Below are 20631 nucleotides of genomic sequence, written 5' to 3'. Positions count from 1 at the left end.
CATAGAGGAAAAGTGATTCCTATCAGGATCAGTGTTTGAATCAGTTTATTCATATTGGGAAGTTTAATTGGAAAATAAAGCATTCTTTTTCCCTTTTTCAAATTCACCTTACAGTTTATTGATTATCGGCTTTCAACCCTGCATTAAAGCAAGTAACTTGGCTTCACATTATTTGCGTCAAAGATGAATTTTAAATCGTACACTAGGGAAATTGCCAGCCTGGACCCGAAACGGGATTACGAACGCATTGCCTACCTTCTGACCTTTCATTGTTTTCCCTGGGACATGGAGAAAGCATTGGAGTTTGCGCTTTTCAGGACTTTTGCCGTTCCGTCCGTGTCCCGGTTATTGGTGGCAACCGGAGAATTTGTGAACCGGACTCGTAAGCGGTACGACGATACTGAATTGATCCTTTACGAAATCCTGGAAAATGGAATGGACAGTGAGCGAGGTAGGGCAGCAATAGCACGTATGAATGCCATGCATGCGCGGTTTAAAATTTCCAATGAGGATTACCTGTATGTGCTGTCTACCTTTATATTTGAGCCTATTCGCTGGATGGATAGGTGGGGATGGCGTCCCTTTACGACCTTAGAAAAAGAAGCCATTCTGATCAATTATCAGGAATTGGCCAAAAGAATGAACATCGTACACGTACCCGATTCACTTCAATCTTTTGAAGCCTTCAACCTGAAATATGAACAATCGCATTTTTCCTTTCATCAGGCAAACAGAAAAATTGGTGATAAAACCTTGGATTTGCTAATTGGATTTTATTTACCAAGGAGAATTATCCCCTTGGGCCGACCTTTTGCCTATTGTCTGATGGATCCTCCACTTAGAAAGGCGATGGCTTTACCCAATCCACCAAAATCCTTGTGTCTTCTTGTAGAGAAATCCATGCGGCTGAAGGCTTTACTGGCGGGCTCCTTACCTGAGCGGAAGAAGCCGGCCCTTGGGACAAAAAGAAAGAGGTCTACTTATCCCGAAGGATATCAGATCGAAGAACTGGGAACATTTGGTCACCGAAAGTAGTTTTTTTTTTTTACTTGATTTGGTAATCCAGTTTCATGGTGATGGAAGCCGTTTTTGCTTTGGAGGAGGTATTGAAAGTGCCTCCCCAGGAATAATCCTCTCCGGAATTTTGCCCGGTAATCTGAAATATGCCCATGTCGGCGGTAATCAACTTGCCAAGACTTGAACCTGAGTTTTTAGCAATCGTTTCAGCCCTGAGGCGGGCATCTTCTGTAGCTTTAGAGATGAGTTCTATTTTGAGGTCAGCAAGTTGGGTGAAATAATACCGGGGTGCCTGGGAATAAAACTGGATTTCCTTATTAAGCAATTCCGTGATTTCCCTGGCAATTTTCTCTACCTTTTCTACTTCTTTGGATTCAATGCTGATGTTTTGGCTCAGGATATACCCAAGGAAGGTTTCTCCCATATACCGGCCTTCGGCATTGTAATCCGCGCGCGTATTTTGTCGGGATTGGACCGCGCTGAAGACGATCTCTTCCTGGGCGATGCCTTTGGTATGAAGGTATTCCATTACCACCGTTCTATCCTTTTCCAACCCCGTATAGGCTTCTCCCAAAGAATAAGCTTGTTTTTCAAAATGCCCATCCCAAACGATCAGGTCCGAAATAAAGTCGGTTTCTCCAAGACCGGTGACGGAAATTTTGGATTGGGCGAGACTTCTTTTCCAAAAGGCATTACCTAAAATAACGGCTGAACTAACAATGGCCAGGGCAAAAATGACGGCAGTAAGGTGGTGTTTCATCTGTTTATAATTTTCTTTTATTTGTCAGATAGCCTGTCCCGATCTTTAATCGGGAGAATCTCGCACGCTTTTTAATCATCCGTCCGTGAGTCGCTTGCGTCATGCTCGATTTCATTGATATTAAATTTGTTGCTGCTAATTTCGTAATTATTGAATACATAACTCCGCCATGGTAGAAATAAAATTTTTCCCCAGTCTTCAGGAATAGCCCAGTGGATAAAACATGACATTAATCATGTTCGGGCCTTCCCAATATCACTATCTCCAGTCTCCTCTGCTGCTAGCTTTGTAAAAAAATGGTTGGCTTATGCAGCGCAAAGTAGATGTACATTTTGCCTTTCCCGATGACCTGATTACAACTCACTACCGGTTTCCTTCGCCGAAAGATTTCGGCACATCGTTAGTTAGTGAGAATCAGAAATTGTTGGATAATGGAATGGCACAGCTTTACACTGCTCGTTTGCCAAAGGTGTTGGATTGGTTGCACGGATTGGAATACCCAAAGGCCATGGAGAGCGAACCCTGTGACGTACCGGTGTTGCTTTACGACCGGGAGTTATCCTTCGAACGGTTGCTTTTTCATTATGACGGGACGCCTGCTTCTGCGAAGATTATCAAGCACTTTCTGGAACTGTTTTCAGAAAATATTTCAAACAGCAAGGCTACCATTATCTCACCGGCATTTATTCCCAAATCAAAATTAAAGGAAGAGCATGAGATTATTCAGGAGGTGAGTAATTATACGGCAGAAACCTCATTTATAAAATTTAATTTTAATCGAATCGGCGATTTCTGGTCCTATGCGGTTAAACATCATTGTACCCTACTAGTCACCACCAAAAATAATCAGGCCGATTTGGCCAAAGTGTTGTTCCACTTTTACAAGGGGGGTATGTGGTACGAGCGGCTTTCTTTTTATTTGGCTTTATAAATCAGTATATTTAATGACTTTCGTCATATTTTCGACTTTTCAGCTGAAGTAACTTGCCGCCAAATGAAAAACACCTCTACCCGCATTCATGATGAAACCCGAACCACCTGCTTCCATTGCGGGGAACTTTGTGAGAGGGATATTATTTTGCACGATCACAAAGATTTTTGCTGTACCGGCTGCAAAACGGTGTACGAGGTGTTGAACGAAAATGATCTTTGCGATTACTACAAAATCTCCGATTCACCCGGTGGTAACCAGAAAAACGAAAATGAACGCTTAAATCGCTTTGACTACCTGGATGATCAGGAAGTTTTGGATAATCTGGTCGATTTTAAGGATGACAATAACATCCACATCACCTTTTATGTGCCCCTGATCCATTGTGCTTCCTGTATTTGGTTATTGGAAAACCTCCACCGCTTGCACGAGGGAATTTATTATTCAAGGGTAAATTTTATCAATAAAAAAGTACAGGTTAAATTTTTAAAAGAAAAAATCAGCTTGAAAGAACTCGTCTCTCTGATGGCTGGCATTGGTTACGAACCACAGATCCACTTATCGGACATGGTTCATCCCAAAAAAACTGTTGTAGATAGAAAACTGGTCTACAAATTGGCTGTCGCGGGCTTTTGTTTTGGAAACATGATGTTTTTTAGTCTACCTGAGTATTTTTCCGAGGCGGAATTACTAGGGGATGGTTTCAGGGAGTTGTTTCGCTACCTGAACGTGGTGTTGGCTTTGCCAGTGTTTTTTTATTCAGCTACGGACTATTTTAGGAATGCCTGGATGTCTTTGAAAAACAAGTCGGTGAGTATGGAAGTACCCATTGCCCTGGGCATAGCCACGTTGTTTTCGTATAGCCTGTATGAAATTTTTGTAATTGGGCAGGAGGGCTATCTGGATACGATGGGAGGCTTGTTGTTTTTCTTGTTAGTTGGCAAGTGGTATCAGCAAAAGACTTTTGATTCGTTATCTTTTGACAGGGATTATACTTCTTATTTTCCCATTGCGGTGAGTAGGATGGTGAAAGACCGGGAAGAAGTGATCCCATTGACGAAAATTCAGGTAGGAGACCGGATCAGTGTAAGAAATGAGGAGCTGGTGCCTGCGGATAGTGTATTGCTGGATGGAGAGGCATTGATTGATTATAGTTTTGTGACCGGAGAGGAGGTTCCTGTACGGGTTAAAAAGGGGGCTCTGGTCTATGCAGGAGGAAGGTTAAAAGGCTCGTCCGTACAATTACTGGTTCAAAAATCACCCTCTCAGGGCTACCTTACCGATTTATGGAATCAAGAAACCTTTAACAAGGAAGAACAGGAAGATTCCCTGGCCTCCCTCTCCGCCCGGATTAGCGGAAAGTTTACGCTCACCGTATTATTGATTGCTTTTGGTGCCCTTTTTTATTGGAGTTTTTATGATTTGCCTATGGGTGTCCGGGCGTTCACGGCTGTTTTAATCATCACTTGTCCCTGCGCTTTAGCTATGTCCACGCCCTTTACATTGGGTAATGTGATGCGTATATATGGAAAACGAGGATTTTTTCTAAAAAACTCCCAGGTAATAGAAAAGTTGGCCATGGTAGACACGCTGGTATTTGATAAAACGGGAACGCTGACCTCACCTTCCAAAGCGCAAATAATTTTCGAGGGAGAGACGCTTTCGGACGAAACCCTTTCTGTGTTAAAGGCAATGGTAAACCATTCCATACATCCATTGAGTAACCGGATTAATCGCTGGTTGGGGAATATACCTGCGGCCAGTTTAGCGCAAGTGGAGGAAGTTCCAGGAAAAGGCTTGAAAGCCATTTACAAATCCCAGGATGTAAGCTTGGGAGCCGCTGCCTTTTCTGCACTAAAAAATGACTTCGCTATTAAGCGGCAGGGGAATAAAGTACATCTACTAATTGAGGGAGTCCATTTAGGCACGTTCTTTATTGAAAGTGGTATGCGGGAAGGCATGGAGGAAATGGTACAGCAGCTGGCCAAATCTCATTCCCTTCATTTACTCTCAGGAGATCAGGATCATGAACGGCTGTATTTGGAGGAAAAATTCGGCCCTGGGATGCACATGTATTTTCAGCAAAGTCCAAAAGATAAATTAAATCAAATTTATCGGCTTCGGGAAAAGGGAAATCAGGTCCTGATGGTCGGCGATGGGTTGAACGATTCGGGAGCTTTAAAAGCAGGGCAGGTGGGCATTGCTGTAACGGAAAACATCTCTCATTTCAGCCCTGCCAGTGATGCCATCCTGGATGGCGAGAAATTGCGCCATCTACCAGGGTATTTGGAATATGCCCGGCTGGGCAGGAAGATAATCAAAAGCAGTTTTGGACTCAGTTTTACTTATAATGCACTGGGGATTTTCTTTGCGGTTCAGGGATTGGTAAGTCCGGTCTTTTGTGCTATTTTAATGCCTGCCAGCAGTATTTCGGTGGTATTATTTACTACCTTGGCCACCAATTATTTTGCTCATAAAAAGGGAATGAATGAAGATCCGACACTAGAATGGAAGTAATATTTGTATTGATTGGCGTGAGTTTGGTTTTGGCCGGTGTTTTTTTAGCGCTTTTTTTCAAAGCGGTAAAAAGCGGGCAATACGATGATCAGCACACACCGGCTATGAGAATATTATTTGATCAAAAAACTAAAAACAAAACGAAAAATAAAACACCTAAAAAAACGAAGTGATATGTCAGGACCATTACTTGAACAGTTTAGTTACGATAATAAGATCGTGAAATACTTTGGTGCAGCCACCATTATATGGGGGATAACCGGTATGCTGATTGGGGTGATTGCTGCTACTCAGCTTTTCCTTCCCGAGGCTAACATGGGCAACCCTTATACCACTTTTGGCCGGTTGCGGCCACTGCATACCAATGCCGTGATCTTTGCCTTTGTAGGCAACGCTATTTTTGCAGGCATCTACTACTCCATGCCTCGTCTTCTAAAAGCCCCCATGTGGAACAAGACCTTGAGTTGGTTTCATTTCTGGGGCTGGCAGGCTATTATCCTTTCTGCTGTCATCACGCTTCCTTTGGGATTGACTTCTTCCAAAGAATACGCGGAGTTGGAATGGCCCATTGACATCGCCATTACCATTGTCTGGGTGGCATTTGGAGCCAACATGATTGGTACCCTAATCAAGCGTAGGGAAAAGCACATGTACGTTGCCATTTGGTTTTACCTGGCATCCTTTGTGACAGTGGCAGTGCTTCACATTTTCAATTCCCTGGCCCTTCCGGTATCGCTCTTTAAAAGCTATTCTGCCTATGCGGGCGTCCAGGATGCTCTGGTACAGTGGTGGTACGGGCACAATGCGGTTGCATTTTTCCTCACCACCCCCTTCCTGGGCCTGATGTACTATTACCTTCCCAAGGCTGCTAATCGTCCGGTATATTCGTACAAGCTTTCCATTATCCACTTCTGGTCCCTGATCTTTATCTACATTTGGGCAGGACCGCATCATTTGTTATACACTGCTTTGCCGGAATGGGCTCAGGTATTGGGAGTAGCTTTTTCAATCATGCTTTTGGCTCCCTCCTGGGGAGGTATGGTGAATGGACTACTGACACTTCGCGGGGCCTGGGACAAGGTAAGGGTAGACCCAGTATTGAAATTTATGGTAGTAGCTGTTACCGCTTATGGAATGGCTACATTCGAAGGCCCCTTACTTTCCTTGAAAAATGTCAATGCCATCGCCCACTACACCGACTGGATAGTGGCCCACGTACACATTGGTGGTTTGGGATGGAATGGATTCCTGACTTTTTCCATGCTGTATTGGTTGTGGCCAAAAATGTGGAGAACCAACCTGTATTCTGTAAAATTGGCCAACACACACTTTTGGCTGGGTACCTTAGGTATTCTTTTCTACGCCTTGCCCATGTACGTGGCGGCCCTCACTCAGAGTTTGATGTGGAAAGAGTTTGGGGATGCTGGAAGATTGGCCTATCCGAACTTTTTGGAAACGGTAATCCAGATCGTTCCCATGTACATGCTCCGCGCATTTGGTGGGCTGCTTTACCTGTCGGGAGCCATTATTATGGTTTACAACCTGGTGAAAACGGCTGCAGCCGGTTCCTTCCTTGAAGAAGAGGCCGATGAAGCGCCTGCGCTGGCCAAGCATGTTTCTACCAAGGGTGAATTTTGGCACAGGGCATGGGAGCGAAAACCCGTATTCTTTACCATACTGGCAACAGTGGCCATTTTGATTGGGGGCGTTGTCGAAATTATTCCTACTATTTTGATTAAATCCAACGTGCCAACCATCAGCAGCGTAGAGCCCTATACTCCACTGGAATTGCAGGGAAGAGACCTTTACATTTCCAATGGTTGCGTCGGATGCCACTCTCAGATGATTCGCCCGTTCAGGTCCGAGACTGAGCGGTACGGTGAATATTCCAAAGCCGGTGAATATGTTTACGATAGGCCATTCCTTTGGGGGTCCAAACGTACCGGACCGGATTTGCACCGGGTAGGAGGGAAATATCCAGATAGCTGGCACTATCACCATATGGTGGATCCCCGGACCATGTCCCCCGGATCACTGATGCCACCCTATCCCTGGATGACAACGAATATCATGGATCACAGTAATATAGGAGCAAAGATACGAACCATGCAAAAACTGGGAGTTCCCTATCCGGAAGGGTACGATGAATCGGCCATCAACGATTTGAACGCTCAGGCAGAATCCATTGTAGCCGGGCTGAAAGAATCAGGAGTAGAAGTCCTGCCTCAATCCGAGATAGTTGCTTTGATTGCCTACCTGCAGCGATTGGGTACCGATATCAGTAAAACCACCAGTTCCAATCCCTAAAAACCGTAAGAGACCATGCAAAAGGAAATATTAAGATCTATAGAAAACATTGAAATTTATCCCATCATCTCCCTGTTGATTTTTGTAATCTTCTTTATAGGGATGTTTTGGTGGGTAGCAAGCGTGGACAATAAATACATTGACCACATGAAAGAAATGCCTTTGAAAGATGAACCTCAAAAAGATGATTCCTATGAAAACGTTTAAACTGTTTGGAGCCTCCTTATTATCCTTATTTTTGGTAATCCCTGGCTTTGCTCAGGATAGTGGGGAAAGTTGGACCGCTCAGCTGCAGCAATTGGACAGCAGTCAGGCTGCCTTACTGTTGATCATTGCGGTGGTATTGCTTTTGATCGTGATCATCATGGGATTAATGCTTTATTTGTTATCTTTTCTTATGACCGTGATCCGCAGGGACAACCCAGCCCTGGCTGAGAAGCCTTCCTGGTGGGAAGAATTCAAAGTGAAATTTGTTACGGGCAAAATGAAACCCATTGAGCAGGAAAAAGACATTCAGTTAGACCACAGTTACGATGGTATCGTGGAGCTGGATAATTTCATGCCTCCCTGGTTGAAATACGTGTTTTATATGAGTATTGCTTTTGCAGTGATCTATTTCGTTAATTACTCCGTGCTCGGGTTGGGGCAGAATCAATACGAAGAATACGAGGAGGAATTGGCCATTGCAGCCATGGAAGAAGAGGCCAGAGGGGAATCCATGCTGGCATCTATAGATGAGACTTCCGTAGAATTTGATTCTTCTACTCCTGCTATTGAGGCAGGCAGGGAACTATACTTGGGAAACTGTGCCGCCTGTCATGCCATGGATGGAGGTGGAGGTGTTGGACCTAACCTTACCGATGAATACTGGATTCACGGAGCTGACATTAAAGATGTCTTTTCGGTGGTTAAATACGGTGTAATTGAAAAGGGAATGATCCCCTGGCAAGATCAACTTAGTCCGGAGCAAATGCAGCAGGTTTCCAGTTATGTGCTTACTCTTCAGGGAACCACACCTGCCAACCCCAAAGAGCCGCAGGGAGAAAAATACGAACCTGAGGTTGAAGATCCTGTCGATGCGCTGGGGGAAGACGAGCTGGGTTTGGAGCCGGTGGAGTAATCTATTTGGGTCGGGACATACTGTTCCGACCTTCCATTACCAGTCTTTACCTATTTAAAGCAAAGTGAAGTTATGGCAATAAAAAATGAAAACCTTGACCCGGATAAATTCAGGGATTCCATGGGAACCGTCACCCAAGAGGGTGGGAGAAACTGGGTTTATCCTAAAAAGGTTTCCGGAAAATTTTACAAGTGGAGAACCTATTTTTCCTGGATTTTACTTGCCATTTTGTTTGCCGGTCCTTTCATTCGGATCGATGGTCGTCCTTGGTTGTTATTCAATATCTTTGAGCGCAAGTTTATTATCTTCGGTGCCGTTTTCTGGCCACAAGATACCCATTTGCTCATTTTTTTGCTGTTGATTTTTGTCATTTTCATCATTCTGTTTACGGTAGTTTTCGGAAGGGTTTTTTGCGGTTGGGCCTGTCCTCAGACGCTGTTTATGGAAATGGTTTTCCGTAAAATTGAATATTGGATAGAAGGGGATGCTAACCAGCAGCGGAAGCTGAATGCCATGCCTTGGAACGGAGAAAAGCTTAAAAAGAAGGGATTGAAAATGACGATCTTCATTTTTATTTCCTTGCTAATTTCGCATACGGTAATGGCCTATTTGATAGGGATAGATCAAGTCAAGGAGATTGTACAACAATCTCCTGCAGAAAACCCGGCTGGATTTTTAGGTTTAATCGCGTTCACAGGGATATTTCTATTTGTCTTTTCCTGGTTTAGGGAGCAGGCCTGTATTGTCGTTTGTCCCTATGGCCGGCTACAGGGAGTTTTGCTGGACAATCAATCCATCAATGTAAGTTACGACTACGTGAGGGGAGAACCCAGAGGCCCCATTCGGAAAAATAAAGTGGAAGATAAGGCTTTGGGAGATTGCATAGATTGTACCCTTTGTGTGCAGGTATGTCCGACGGGTATTGATATCAGAAATGGGGTGCAGATGGAATGTGTCAATTGCACCGCCTGTATGGACGCATGCGATGATGTCATGGAAAAGGTGGATCGTCCGAAGGGCCTGATCCGTTACGCTTCGGAAACGAGTCTGCAAACAGGAACGTCAAAATTAATTACGGGACGGGTAAAAGCCTATTCTTCCATTCTGGTGCTGTTAATTGCGGGATTTGTGGCTTTATTGGTTACCCGGGATGATCTCGCAGCAACCGTAACCCGGTTTCGGGGGATGACCTATCAGGAGCGGGAAGGAGGACAAATTAGTAACCTGTATGAAGTAACCCTGATCAACAAGACCTTCGAGGAGCAAGAAGTAAGTTTGGTTCCGGAGGACCCTACCATTCAAATTGAACGAGTAGGGGACACGGATTGGAACCTGACAGGCCAATCAAAATTTGAAGGACGTTTTTTTCTGGTAAAAGCACAGGCCGATATGGTAGTGCCCCAAGAAAACGTTGTTCTACTTTTGCAGCAAAACGGAGAGACCATTGACACAATAACTACCAGTTTCATGGGCCCGGTAAAAAATTAAACGTATTAAAAATAAAATTATGAATTGGGGAAGCGGAATAATAGTTGTGTTTGTAGTATTTGTTGCCTTAATGGCTACCATGGTCACCATTTGTATGAAACAGGATGACATGCATCTGGTGACGGATAATTATTATGAGGAGGAAATCAGGTATCAGGAGCACATTGATAAAGTCAGCAATTCGCTGGAATCTGAAAAAAAAGCCTTGAGTTTTGATGCCGGTAAAAAAATATTGACGCTTAACCTTCCCGTCGGGGCTCAGGGAGAATTGCATTTGTTCAGGCCTTCGGATGCCAGAATGGATCAAAAAATTGATGTGGACATTTTGAAAGAGGATGTCAATACGGTAAACCTCAATAAACTTGAGACGGGATATTGGCGAGTAAAACTTACCTGGAAAGAAAATGGAAAAGGTTTCTTTGAAGAAAAAAAGATTGATTTATAATTAAATATGCTTTGGACGGCCTTTATATGGGGACTTTTGGGATCCTTCCACTGCATCGGAATGTGCGGTCCCATTGCACTGGCTTTAGCAGGAAAGGATAAAAACAAATACCTTTTCAATAAGCTTTTGTACAATACCGGAAGAACTCTTACCTATTCCATATTGGGTGGTCTGGTAGGCCTACTTGGGTTTTCGCTGGCATTGGCTGGCATTCAACAGTGGCTTTCCATCTTAACAGGGGCTGTCCTCCTAATCATGGCTTTTTCTTATCGGAAATCCGAGAAGTGGATTGCTGGTTCCATGCTGTCCTCAGCATTAGTTAAATTAAAATCTCGTCTGGGACGGGCCATCAAACCTGGTGGTACCCGATCGTTTGCTATTTCAGGCCTGTTAAACGGACTCCTGCCATGTGGGATGGTCTACATGGCGTTGATGGCATCGTTAGGATTGCAAGGTCCTGTACAAGGGATGACGTACATGTTCTTTTTTGGATTAGGGACTTTTCCTGTAATGATTCTTTTGATGATTTCGGGAAATGTCTTTTCTGCCGGCTTCCGGGTGAAAGTGAATCGGTTTCTACCTTATTTTGCATTGGTGGTGGGTACTTTATTCATTATTAGAGGAATGGGTTGGGGAATACCTTACCTGAGTCCGTCCCTTTCATTTCCTTCTGCACAGGCCACGGAATTGCTGGATGGAAACATCACCCATTGTGAATGAGCACAGGGCTTGCACCTTCTTACCAGATTATTACCTCTTTATTGGTTGATTTTTCGTTATTACCGAATAGGTGGTAGACCAGGGCAAATTCGTGCGTCTGACCCGGCAACAAGTAGCTGCGGTTTGACGGAAATTCATAGATGTAACCCAACCTAAACTTGTCGAACAACACCCCAAATTGAAGGTTGCTGGCATAATCAAACCGATGCCCGCCACCAATCCATAACTTATTCCCTAATAGGGTTTTTAAATTGAATTCGATGTTATCAGGCAATCCTTCCTGATTCCGGTAAAAACCATTGAGAATCAAAGAAACCTGAGGAGAAAGGGCTTCTCTGAAACCGGCTTGGGCAATGTAGGTAACAGGCCTTCCATCCATAAATTCCTCTCCACTGACTATGCGTCCTTTATTTACGTTATGCATGGCGTAGGAAAAATAGTACGATTTATGGGTTAACGCCAACCCGATATTAAAGTCAAAAATTTGCATGTCCGAAAAGCTGCCCAGGTATTGACCAATAAGAGGATCTCCAGCTTGTTCACTGGATAAAGCATTCCCGTCCAGCCTAATGGTTTGGTAATTTAGTCCAGCCCCTAATCGTAATTGGTGTTCACTGGTCAAGCGAACCCTGCTGGCATAAGCAACCAAAAGCTCCGTTTCTTTAAAGGCCCCATACGTGTCATGCATCAGGTTAATGCTGTAGGCATTTTTCCCCATAAGAGCAGGGTCTTCCAGTCCTTTTGCCTCGGAAAAATCCATTTCAGCACTGATAAAATAGGTTTTAGGAGCACCTTCCATCCCAGACCATTGATTTCTCACAAAACCCCTTAAGGTGCTCCCTTCGTAACCTGTCAGTCCAGGGTTGAAATAACTTTGAAAATGACTAAACTGACTGATGTATTTTCGTGACTGTGCCTGCAGATTACCGGTTTGAAAAACCAATAGGAATAGAAGGAAGCAGGCTGTTAGTTGTACGTAGCTGTTTTTCATCGTCCTTTAATTAATTGTTAAAAATGGTAAGTACTCCTCTTCGGACTTCGTCCGTTTCTCCCAAACTGATAACCCAGAAATAGGTTCCGGTTGGTAATTCCTTGCCAAGAAAGGTTCCATCCCAACGCTCATCCGGGTTTTCTGTATAGAAAATGCGCTTGCCGCTTCTCTCATAGACTGCGATTTTGCCTCCCTGGTAATACCGGAGATCATTTACTCCCCAATCATCGTTGATACCATCGCCATTGGGCGTAAATGAATTAGGTACAAAAATAGCATCCAGGTTGGCCCTGCTTCTATTAATGGTAAAGGTTTGGGAAATGGTATTTCCGGCCCGATCCGTACTGCTGACTTCCAGGGTAAAAGCGGTTTTTCCAGGCAGTGCTTCTTGACTGTTCCAATATAAGTCACTGCCAGATATGCCGAAATAGCGGTTATCTATTGTTAATCCTGTTAGCTCATACCTGTGAATATTATCTGCCGGATCCAATGTGTTAAAGGTACCAATGATAGTCCCAGGATCACTATCAGCGGCAAACTCATCGGTAGATAGCGTGATTTCCTCCGGAAGAGCTTTGTCTTCAATCAAAACACTTAGGATTGGTTCTAGCTGATCTGGATTCTGGATGTTGCCAAAGTCGGGGCTGCCTTTGTATTGATACAAACCAGCTACTTTGGTGTCCAATACAGGAATCGTCCAACTAACCGGGATGCTGGTTTCCTGCCCATTACTGAGACGTACGGTAATCCTATCCGGGAAGGAAACGGTTTCCAATGGGGTGTTCCAGGGTAAAGAGACCAACTCGGGATCTTCGATTTCAACGAGGTTTAGATCTATTAGATCAAGTACGAATGAAGCCGTTTTATCATTTCCTTCGGTGTCGATAGCGGTTAACTGAATAAGGATCGTTTCGGTATTGGAGTATTGTGTTCCTGGCGCCGGACTCTGAACAAACTGGGACAATTCGCAATTGTCTCGCGCAATCGCTACTTCGGTGAAATCCGGCAATACGTACGTTCCATTTAAATAGATGGTATTGTCCGCTGGTATGGATTCGATCACCGGTGCGGTGACATCCTCGATGATTACTTCCTGAGTTTGGGTGCTGCTGTTTCCATTCGAGTCAGTAAACGTCCAGGTAATCAGTGTGTTTTCCAGAATCGGAAGGTTTCTATCAGGGCTTCCTACAATACTTCCCTCACAATTATCGGTCGCCGTTGGAGGATCCCAAGATTCCAATTCACACTCCGCTCTCAAAACCGGGAGTATGGCGAGGGAGGGTAAAGGAGCGGATTGGTCTTCTACGGTCACTATTGTATTTGAAGAAAATGCGATTCCCTTTTTATCCACAACACTCACCTCAATGTCCTGTTCTCCTAAAGTTGAGCAATTAAAATCAACCCTGTTAAGAATCACAAGTTGACCTGCCGCCAGGGGTTGGTCCAGCAGACTTGCAGCCTCCAACGTTGCTTTGCCCGATTCATCAAGTGTGAGTGTGCTGGTTTTGACACGAGGAAGAATTTGGAAAGTGTCTCCAGAAAATTGAATTTGATAATTGCTACCCGCACTCAGGTTTCCTTGATTAATTGCATAAGAACCTACGTCTTCACCCGGCTCCCTGCCCAGTGATCCAGTGAATAAAGATTCATCCTCCCCGGATACGAAACCGCTACTGGTAAATGTAAACGCGGGGTCGTTTTGCCCGTACAATTTGCTTAGTCCGGCATCTGCTGTTACCTGCAGGGTCTGGGGATTGATGGTAAAGTCAGCAGCTGTAAAGTCCAGCATATAATTTGCTCCGGCACTAAGACTACCCTGGGTGATGGCGTACATTCCTACTACTTCTCCAGGCTGCCTTTCCAGTACTCCGCTAAATAAGGATTCGTCATCTCCGTTAACGAAACCGCTGCTCGTATAGGTTAACGCAGGGTCATTCTGTCCGTACACTTTCTTTTGCCCGGCATCCGCAATGAGTACTAGCGTTTGTGGATTGATGGTAAATTCCGCCCCTATGAAGTCCAGGGTATAATTACCACCTGCACTCAGGGTTCCTTGGTTAATTGCATAAGACCCCACGTCCTCTCCGGTCTTCCTGCCCGGTGATCCGGTAATCAGAGACTCGTCTTCACCATTTACAAAGCCGCTGCTGGAAAAAGAAAAAACAGGATCAAGTTGGCCGTAGGTTTTATTTTGTCCAGCATCTGCGGTGACTTGCAGGGATTGTGGATTGATGGTAAAATCAGCAGCTGTAAAGTCCAGTGTATAATTGGTTCCGGCACTCAGGTCCCCTATATTAATTGCATAAGAACCGACATTCTCACCCGGCTCCCTGTCCAGGGCTCCGGCAAATAAGGATTCGTCATCTCCGTTAACGAAACCATTGCTGGTAAAGGTAAATGCAGGGTCATTCTGTCCGTACACTTTGGTTTGCCCAGCGTCTGCAATCAGTACCAGCGTTTGTGGATTGATAGTAAAGTCTGCCGTTGTAAAATCCAGGATATAATTACCACCTGCGCTCAGGTTTCCTTGGGTGATTGCATAAGAACCCGCATCTTCTCCGATTTCCCTGCCCAGTGCTCCGGTAAGTAACGATTCGTCATCCCCATTGACAAATCCACTGCTGGAAAAGCTGAAAGTCGGATCGGTTTGCCCATAGGTTTTGCTTTTTCCGGCATCTGCGGTTATCAAAAGGGTTTGAGGATTGATAGTAAAGTCTGCAGTTGTAAGGTCCAGTGAATAATTATTTCCTGCACTAAGGCTTCCCAGGACAATTGAATAGGTTCCTACATCCTCCCCAGCCTGTCTTTCGAGGGCACCAGAAATCAGGGACTCGTCATCTCCATTGACAAATCCATTACTGGAATAGCTGAAGTCCGGGTCGGTTTGCCCGTAGGTTTTGCCTTGTCCGGGATCTGCGGTTATCCGAAGGGTTTGTGTATTGATGGTAAAGTCGGCCGCTGTAAATTCCAGAGTATAATTACCACCTGCACTTAGGGTTCCTTGGTTGATTGCATAAGACCCCACGTCCTCTCCGGTCTCCCTGCCCAGTGCTCCGGTAATCAGGGACTCATCTTCACCATTAACAAAGCCGCTGCTGGAAAAGGAAAAAACAGGATCAAGTTGGCCGTAGGTTTTATTTTGTCCGGCATCGGCGGTCAGTACCAGTGTTTGTGGGCTAATGGTAAAGTCCGTCCCTGTAAAGGCTAAGGTATAATTGGCACCGGCAGTTACGTCTCCCTGGGTGATTGCATAAGAGCCGACGTTCTCACCCGGCACCCTGTTCAGGGCCCCGGTTAATAAAGATTCGTCGTCTCCGTTAGAGAAACCAGTGCTGGTAAAGGTAAGTACAGGGTCATTCTGCCCGTAGGTTTTACCTTGCCCTGGAACTGCGGTCAGCACCAGGGTTTGAGGATTGATGGTAAAGTCAGCCGCTGTGAAGTCCAGGGTGTAATTGGCACCGGCAGTTAAGTCTCCCTGGGTGATTGCATAAGAACCGACGCTCTCACCGGGCTCCCTGATCAGGGCCCCGGTAAGTACGGATTCGTCGTCTCCATTCACAAAACCGCTGGTGGTAAAGGTAAGGGCAGGTTCATTCTGCCCGTAAACTTTGCTTTGTCCGGCATCGGCGGTCAGCACCAAGGTTTGCGTATTGATGGTAAAGTTGGCCGCTGTGAAGTCCAGGGTGTAATTGGCACCGGCAGTTAAGTCTCCCTGGGTGATTGCATAAGAGCCGACGTTCTCACCCGGCTCCCTGATCAGGGCCCCGGTAAGTACGGATTCGTCGTCTCCGTTCACGAAACCGCTGCTGGTAAAGGTAAATAACGGGTCGGTTTGCCCGTATATTTTGCTTTGCCCGGGATCTGCAGTCAGTACCAATGTTTGCGGATTGATGGTAAAGTTTGCCGCTGTGAAGTCCAGGGTGTAATTGGCACCGGCACTTAAGTCTCCCTGGGTGATTGCATATGAGCCGACGTTCTCACCCGGCTCCCTATCCAATGCTCCAGTAATTAGGGTCTCGTCCTCTCCATTTACAAAGCCGCTACTGGTAAACGTAAAAGCAGGGTCCAATGTGCCATAGGTTTTGGCTATTCCTTCCGCAGCCGATACCGTTAGCGATTTGGGAAATATGCTGGCAATGCCGGATGGAGCAGCGGTTATATTTAAGGTATAATTTTCAGCATCTGCACCAGTTAATACCGCTGAAACGATTGAAACTGGTTTGTCCGTGCCACTTTGAGAATTGGCGAATGCCAGCACTAAATCGGACACCATCACTTCATCTCCAGGTTGAGGGCTAAGAAGCTCCAGATCATTGGTAAGAAATATCGCCTGGTTGGTTCCGTCGTAGGTTTTGTTTTCAGCCTGGAAAGACCCACCTAAAGTAAGTGTCTGTTTTTCTGTGGTAAAGCTTGCTTGCTGACCAAATGCAGTACCTGCGGCATTAGTCGCAAATGCCCGTACATAATAGGTGGTATTGGGAGCCAGACCGGAAACGCTGGCAGAAAAGGAGCCGGGGCCGCTGCCAATGGTAACTTTTTGGTCAGTTAGATCCGGGATTCCTGAAGTATTGAGGACAATTCCACTTTCGGTTACTTCACTAAATTGCTCGTTTTCTACCTCGCCTCCTAACGTCGCAGCATTGAATAAAATACCAGCAGGATCGGTTGTGTTTACTTGAGGAAGGGTAAAAACAGGACCTATGTACCCGGATTTTACCGGAGCACCGGAATTGTTTCCATCGGATGGGGTCACTTCAAAACTAATAAAATGCCCCAGGTAGTCAGAAAGCAGGGTTAAAACCTGTCCACTTTCTCCTGAAATAGCTGTCTCGTTGCTACCCACTGCATCGTCGGCCAACCACCATTGAAAGCTGCTCCCCGATTCTGTGTCGTTTTCGGTATCGGAATAGGTATAGGCACCCGTCAAACTTTCACCAACTGCAGTCGTTCCGGAGGCACTTACGCCTGATGCGACCGGAGGAGCATTTGGAGCGTTTACCTGAATAGACAAGGAACTGTTCGCTGCCAGGGATCCGCCGGTACCGGTATTTCCCTGATCGTTAATTTCAACTGAGAGGACCGCTTCGCCGACAAAATTGGTGGAACTGGTAAATTCCAATCCATCCAACGCATTGTTGATGGCAGTAAGGTCTCCAGAGAACTGCATGGTACTGTTATTGGAACCAGTTCCTTGCACGAAGTTTAGCCCGGCGGTCGTTGCCAGGTCCAGGCTGCCATTGGTTACGGATAGTTCGACTAGTAGCGCATTGGATCCAGCATCCGGATCGCTTACTGTTATTCCATTACCTCCTGCGCTACTCAATGCCAACGATTGATTGGAGAGGACTTCTTCGGTGGCGGGGAGGGATAGTGTTGGTGCGTCGTTAACCGCTTCAATGGGTATTCGAAGATTATGGGTGCCATTTGCAGGTGAAGAAAACCCTCCGTTTTCATCTTCCACAACAATGGAAACAATTCTTTCAGGTTCGGTTCCGCCCAATGTTGGATCTTCCGAAGTTGTGCGGAAAGCCAAGTCCCTTAGTACCGTGGTCAGGGTGGTCGCATTGGCGGTGCCAGTCAGTTCCATGGTGTTTTCATCCACCTCCTGAAAAATAAAAGGAGAGGGGTTGGCCAGACTAAATTCGTCCCCTGAAATTCTCCCTGTTCCTTCAAATCGGATAATTGCACGAATAAGTTGATCTCCATCTGCATCGCTGACATCAATGTTCTCCAAAATGAGAAGGTTGGAGGCATTTTCCTGGTAGGTAGGTGCCGTGTAAAGGTCCGGACCCACTTCGGGAATGGTATTTATAAATTTGTCGACTTGGGCGGTTACCTCCGGACCTTGATTTCCCGATATATCCGTTAAGGATACAGTCAGCGTTATCTGTCCATTCGGTAAACTGCTCAGATCGATTCCAGTTACCTGTTGGGTTGTACTTAGGATGGTACCGGATCCGGTTACAGCTGCGCCTCCTCCTGAACTATTAAATGAATAGATATAAGTGCTTTCCAATTCGGCTCCAGCAAAAGTGAATCCTATCTGATCCTGGTTGGCTAGTTCGATCATATTTTGATCAATGGTTACCGAGTAACCCAAAGGAGCGGCATTATCTACGCAAAAATCAAAATTATCCAATGCCAGGTAAGTAAAGGTGCCGCCTGTTTCGAGCACTAATTCATCCACCAGTATCGCTGAGTAGTCTGAAAGACCATCTGTTGCAAAATCCAGGTTGAAAAACCCGCCTGTTCCGCCAAAGTCAGAAGGAAAACCGCTGGTTTTTTGCAGGGTATATAAAACGGTGCCATCCCGTTTTCCGCTAATTGTAAGCGAACCATCATTGGTGGGAGATACGCCGGACTCGAAGGAGGAAAGGTATAGGCCTATCTTACTGACTGCAACAGGAGTTCCGGAAACCTGTAAGGTGTATGGTCCCGAACCAGATGATTCCAGGTATTTTGCCGATCCATTTGCTCCAAAACCAATTCTGTTTTTAACGGCCCAGGTGCCAGACAAGCTAAAATTCTTGCCATTTCCACTAAAGCTTACGGCTCCGTCGGTTTCGTCTTCAAAGGATTCGGAGGAGCAAGCCCCTACCAAATGGATTTGTCCGTTGACATATTCCAGCGTGCCGGTATTTCCCAGGGCATCTCTTATGTCCGTTCCGTTTTTTAAACGGAGTTGCAAAGAGCCTTCCCCCGCAATGCCCGTTACTTCTGCCTGATAGCTGCTCCCTGTACCAGTGATTTGATTTAAAGTTCCGGATGCAGTTCCCGTAGTTACAAGAGAAAAATCATCCAAACTTAAGTTAAATGCATCTTCGTCAAAAACGACAGTATACACAATGGAGGTGGCAGTACTATTGGGGCTGCCATCTATCAGTATCCGCTGGACTGACGGTGGTGCAGTATCTGTGTCGGGAACCTCCTCACAAAACTTGAAATTATCAATTAACAATTCCTGAAATCCGTCGGCAATGGTGAATTCCACCTCATCTACATTGATATTTCTAAAATTCTGTGCCCCATCCGTTGTAAAGTCAAGGGTCAAAAAACCTCCATTTTGAGTTGTATTTACTGGAAAACCAGATGTTTTAATGATGGTAAAAACGGTATTTCCATTGTTCTTGCCTGTAACAGTAAGTGTTCCGTTTCCTGTCGGATTATCTCCGTTGGATAAATCGGATAGAAACAGATCGACCGAAGTCATGGTGAAAAGTTCGGATGAACTGATTGAAAAATTTCCCGCGGTGTTATTGTTTTTGATATAACTATCGGAATTATCGGCACCGAAGCCCATGCGTTGTTCGATCTCGAGACCTGTGCTAAGCGAAAAGGAAAGGCCGTTGCTGGAGAAGCTGCTGCTTGCATCCGCGCTGCTTTCCATGTTTTCAGCGAAACAGGCACTTACAATGTGGGTCCCTCCTGACGTGAAAGCTGGAACTCCGCTGGTATTGTTCTCATTGGCGATATCGGTACCCGCTTTCAAATCCAATCGTATAGAGCCTTCTCCGCTAATGGCATTTACGGTAACCTGGTAACTATTGCCCGTACCACTAATGGCCGCTAAACTTCCGGTAGTTCCGGAGGTGGTTAGTAAAAAGTCATCCAGACTAACGTTTAGCGCAGTTTTCGAAAAATTGACGGTGAAAGTGACCGATTCGGCTGTGGTAGCAGGAACTCCATTCAGCGTAATTCCGGTGACTACCGGAGGATCCGCATCCAATGGGGAAAAAGGTGGTCCGGTGGTGACATGATCAAGAAAATAATATAGGTCGTCCGCGTTAATCCTGATTTCATCCACATCGTAAAAATCTGGGTCATTATCAAACGTCTTCAAGCCATTTGATGCTGAATTAAAGTCAATGGGTTTGGAAGAACCAATTTGGGCTCCGCCTTTAAAGGCGCTAATGGTACCGGAAGTAGAGGCTCCCACGCCACCTTCCTGAAGGAAAATACTGATAAATTGAAAGGAAGAACCATCCGTCTTGCGAATGGACCACTGTTGGATTCCGTTGGGCACAAGATTGGAGTCATTTAAAGCCACGCTGCCCAGAAAACCGTCGGTTTCTGTGGCTTTAATTCCTGAGTTGGGAGTGGCACTGGGTTCTTTGGTTATTGAAAATCGTAATCCGCCATTGTCATAGGTTTCGCCGAAGTTCCCAACGTAGTTGGTAATCTCGTTAAAGGTAACCGTAGTGGTTTGTGCTACTAATTGTTTGCAACAAAAAAAAAGGATCGAGATGAGGAGAATGTTTTTTAAAAGTAGCTTCATTACTTTAAAAGTTTAAGAATCAAAATGAAAGAACTCCCCGAAAAAATGAACGGGGAATCC

The 20631-nt window shown here is 45.3% G+C and carries 13 protein-coding genes; 10 read left to right on the top strand and 3 right to left on the bottom strand.

Annotation, left to right across the window (positions count from 1 at the left end; genetic code table 11):
• Nucleotides 1-183 precede the first annotated feature (183 nt).
• Nucleotides 184-1035 carry an oxygenase MpaB family protein gene (locus GKS34_RS22135; protein ID WP_163387181.1) on the top strand — a complete coding sequence of 284 codons (852 nt, stop codon included), beginning with the start codon at nt 184-186 and terminating at the stop codon, nt 1033-1035.
• A gap of 10 nt (nt 1036-1045) precedes the next feature.
• On the opposite strand, the gene GKS34_RS22130 is transcribed toward GKS34_RS22135, so the two are convergent.
• A complete protein-coding gene (locus GKS34_RS22130; protein WP_163387180.1) occupies nt 1046-1777 on the bottom strand; it encodes an SIMPL domain-containing protein in 732 nt (243 codons plus the stop codon).
• Between the two features lie 307 nt (nt 1778-2084).
• On the opposite strand from GKS34_RS22130, the gene GKS34_RS22125 reads away from it, so the two are divergent.
• The 9 genes from GKS34_RS22125 (at nt 2085) to GKS34_RS22085 (ending at nt 11305) form a co-directional block, all read left to right on the top strand.
• Nucleotides 2085-2708 (top strand): hypothetical protein, encoded by a 624-nt coding sequence (locus tag GKS34_RS22125; protein WP_163387179.1) that lies wholly within the window; start codon nt 2085-2087, stop codon nt 2706-2708.
• Nucleotides 2709-2771: 63 nt separating this feature from the next.
• Nucleotides 2772-5225, top strand: coding sequence for a heavy metal translocating P-type ATPase (locus GKS34_RS22120; protein WP_163387178.1), 2454 nt, complete (start codon nt 2772-2774; stop codon nt 5223-5225).
• Nucleotides 5216-5398 (top strand): cbb3-type cytochrome oxidase assembly protein CcoS, encoded by a 183-nt coding sequence (gene ccoS / locus GKS34_RS22115; RefSeq protein ID WP_163387177.1) that lies wholly within the window; start codon nt 5216-5218, stop codon nt 5396-5398. The genes GKS34_RS22120 and ccoS overlap by 10 nt, the downstream gene beginning before the upstream one ends.
• Before the next feature lies 1 nt (nt 5399).
• Nucleotides 5400-7532 (top strand): cytochrome-c oxidase, cbb3-type subunit I, encoded by a 2133-nt coding sequence (gene ccoN / locus GKS34_RS22110; RefSeq protein WP_163387176.1) that lies wholly within the window; start codon nt 5400-5402, stop codon nt 7530-7532.
• A 15-nt stretch (nt 7533-7547) separates the two neighbouring features.
• A complete protein-coding gene (locus GKS34_RS22105) occupies nt 7548-7739 on the top strand; it encodes a cbb3-type cytochrome c oxidase subunit 3 (RefSeq protein WP_163387175.1) in 192 nt (63 codons plus the stop codon).
• A complete protein-coding gene (locus tag GKS34_RS22100) occupies nt 7726-8652 on the top strand; it encodes a cbb3-type cytochrome c oxidase N-terminal domain-containing protein (protein WP_240459419.1) in 927 nt (308 codons plus the stop codon). The genes GKS34_RS22105 and GKS34_RS22100 overlap by 14 nt, the downstream gene beginning before the upstream one ends.
• 72 nt (nt 8653-8724) lie before the next feature.
• Nucleotides 8725-10140, top strand: a complete 1416-nt coding sequence (ccoG, locus tag GKS34_RS22095; protein ID WP_163387173.1) for a cytochrome c oxidase accessory protein CcoG — start codon at nt 8725-8727, stop codon at nt 10138-10140.
• A 19-nt stretch (nt 10141-10159) separates the two neighbouring features.
• Nucleotides 10160-10585 (top strand): FixH family protein, encoded by a 426-nt coding sequence (locus tag GKS34_RS22090; protein ID WP_163387172.1) that lies wholly within the window; start codon nt 10160-10162, stop codon nt 10583-10585.
• A 6-nt stretch (nt 10586-10591) separates the two neighbouring features.
• Nucleotides 10592-11305 (top strand): sulfite exporter TauE/SafE family protein, encoded by a 714-nt coding sequence (locus tag GKS34_RS22085; RefSeq protein WP_163387171.1) that lies wholly within the window; start codon nt 10592-10594, stop codon nt 11303-11305.
• Between the two features lie 19 nt (nt 11306-11324).
• Here the strand turns inward: GKS34_RS22085 and GKS34_RS22080 are convergent, their stop codons facing one another.
• Entirely contained in the window at nt 11325-12296 is a 972-nt protein-coding gene (locus tag GKS34_RS22080; protein ID WP_163387170.1) for a PorP/SprF family type IX secretion system membrane protein, read from the bottom strand.
• 10 nt (nt 12297-12306) lie between these two features.
• A complete protein-coding gene (locus GKS34_RS22075; RefSeq protein ID WP_163387169.1) occupies nt 12307-20571 on the bottom strand; it encodes an MBG domain-containing protein in 8265 nt (2754 codons plus the stop codon).
• Between the last annotated feature and the right edge of the window lie 60 nt (nt 20572-20631).

It is taken from the genome of Cyclobacterium jeungdonense (genome assembly GCF_010994275.1).
GTDB lineage: Bacteria > Bacteroidota > Bacteroidia > Cytophagales > Cyclobacteriaceae > Cyclobacterium > Cyclobacterium jeungdonense.
This window is presented reverse-complemented; position numbering and strand designations above follow the sequence as displayed.

Coding starts and splice junctions, on each gene's coding strand:
- GKS34_RS22100 (WP_240459419.1), top strand. CDS start 7,726: ATGAAAACGTTTAAACTGTTTGGAGCCTCCTTATTATCCTTATTTTTG.
- GKS34_RS22130 (WP_163387180.1), bottom strand. CDS start 1,777: ATGAAACACCACCTTACTGCCGTCATTTTTGCCCTGGCCATTGTTAGT.
- GKS34_RS22135 (WP_163387181.1), top strand. CDS start 184: ATGAATTTTAAATCGTACACTAGGGAAATTGCCAGCCTGGACCCGAAA.
- ccoS (WP_163387177.1), top strand. CDS start 5,216: ATGGAAGTAATATTTGTATTGATTGGCGTGAGTTTGGTTTTGGCCGGT.
- ccoG (WP_163387173.1), top strand. CDS start 8,725: ATGGCAATAAAAAATGAAAACCTTGACCCGGATAAATTCAGGGATTCC.
- GKS34_RS22090 (WP_163387172.1), top strand. CDS start 10,160: ATGAATTGGGGAAGCGGAATAATAGTTGTGTTTGTAGTATTTGTTGCC.
- GKS34_RS22075 (WP_163387169.1), bottom strand. CDS start 20,571: ATGAAGCTACTTTTAAAAAACATTCTCCTCATCTCGATCCTTTTTTTT.
- ccoN (WP_163387176.1), top strand. CDS start 5,400: ATGTCAGGACCATTACTTGAACAGTTTAGTTACGATAATAAGATCGTG.
- GKS34_RS22120 (WP_163387178.1), top strand. CDS start 2,772: ATGAAAAACACCTCTACCCGCATTCATGATGAAACCCGAACCACCTGC.
- GKS34_RS22080 (WP_163387170.1), bottom strand. CDS start 12,296: ATGAAAAACAGCTACGTACAACTAACAGCCTGCTTCCTTCTATTCCTA.
- GKS34_RS22105 (WP_163387175.1), top strand. CDS start 7,548: ATGCAAAAGGAAATATTAAGATCTATAGAAAACATTGAAATTTATCCC.
- GKS34_RS22125 (WP_163387179.1), top strand. CDS start 2,085: ATGCAGCGCAAAGTAGATGTACATTTTGCCTTTCCCGATGACCTGATT.
- GKS34_RS22085 (WP_163387171.1), top strand. CDS start 10,592: ATGCTTTGGACGGCCTTTATATGGGGACTTTTGGGATCCTTCCACTGC.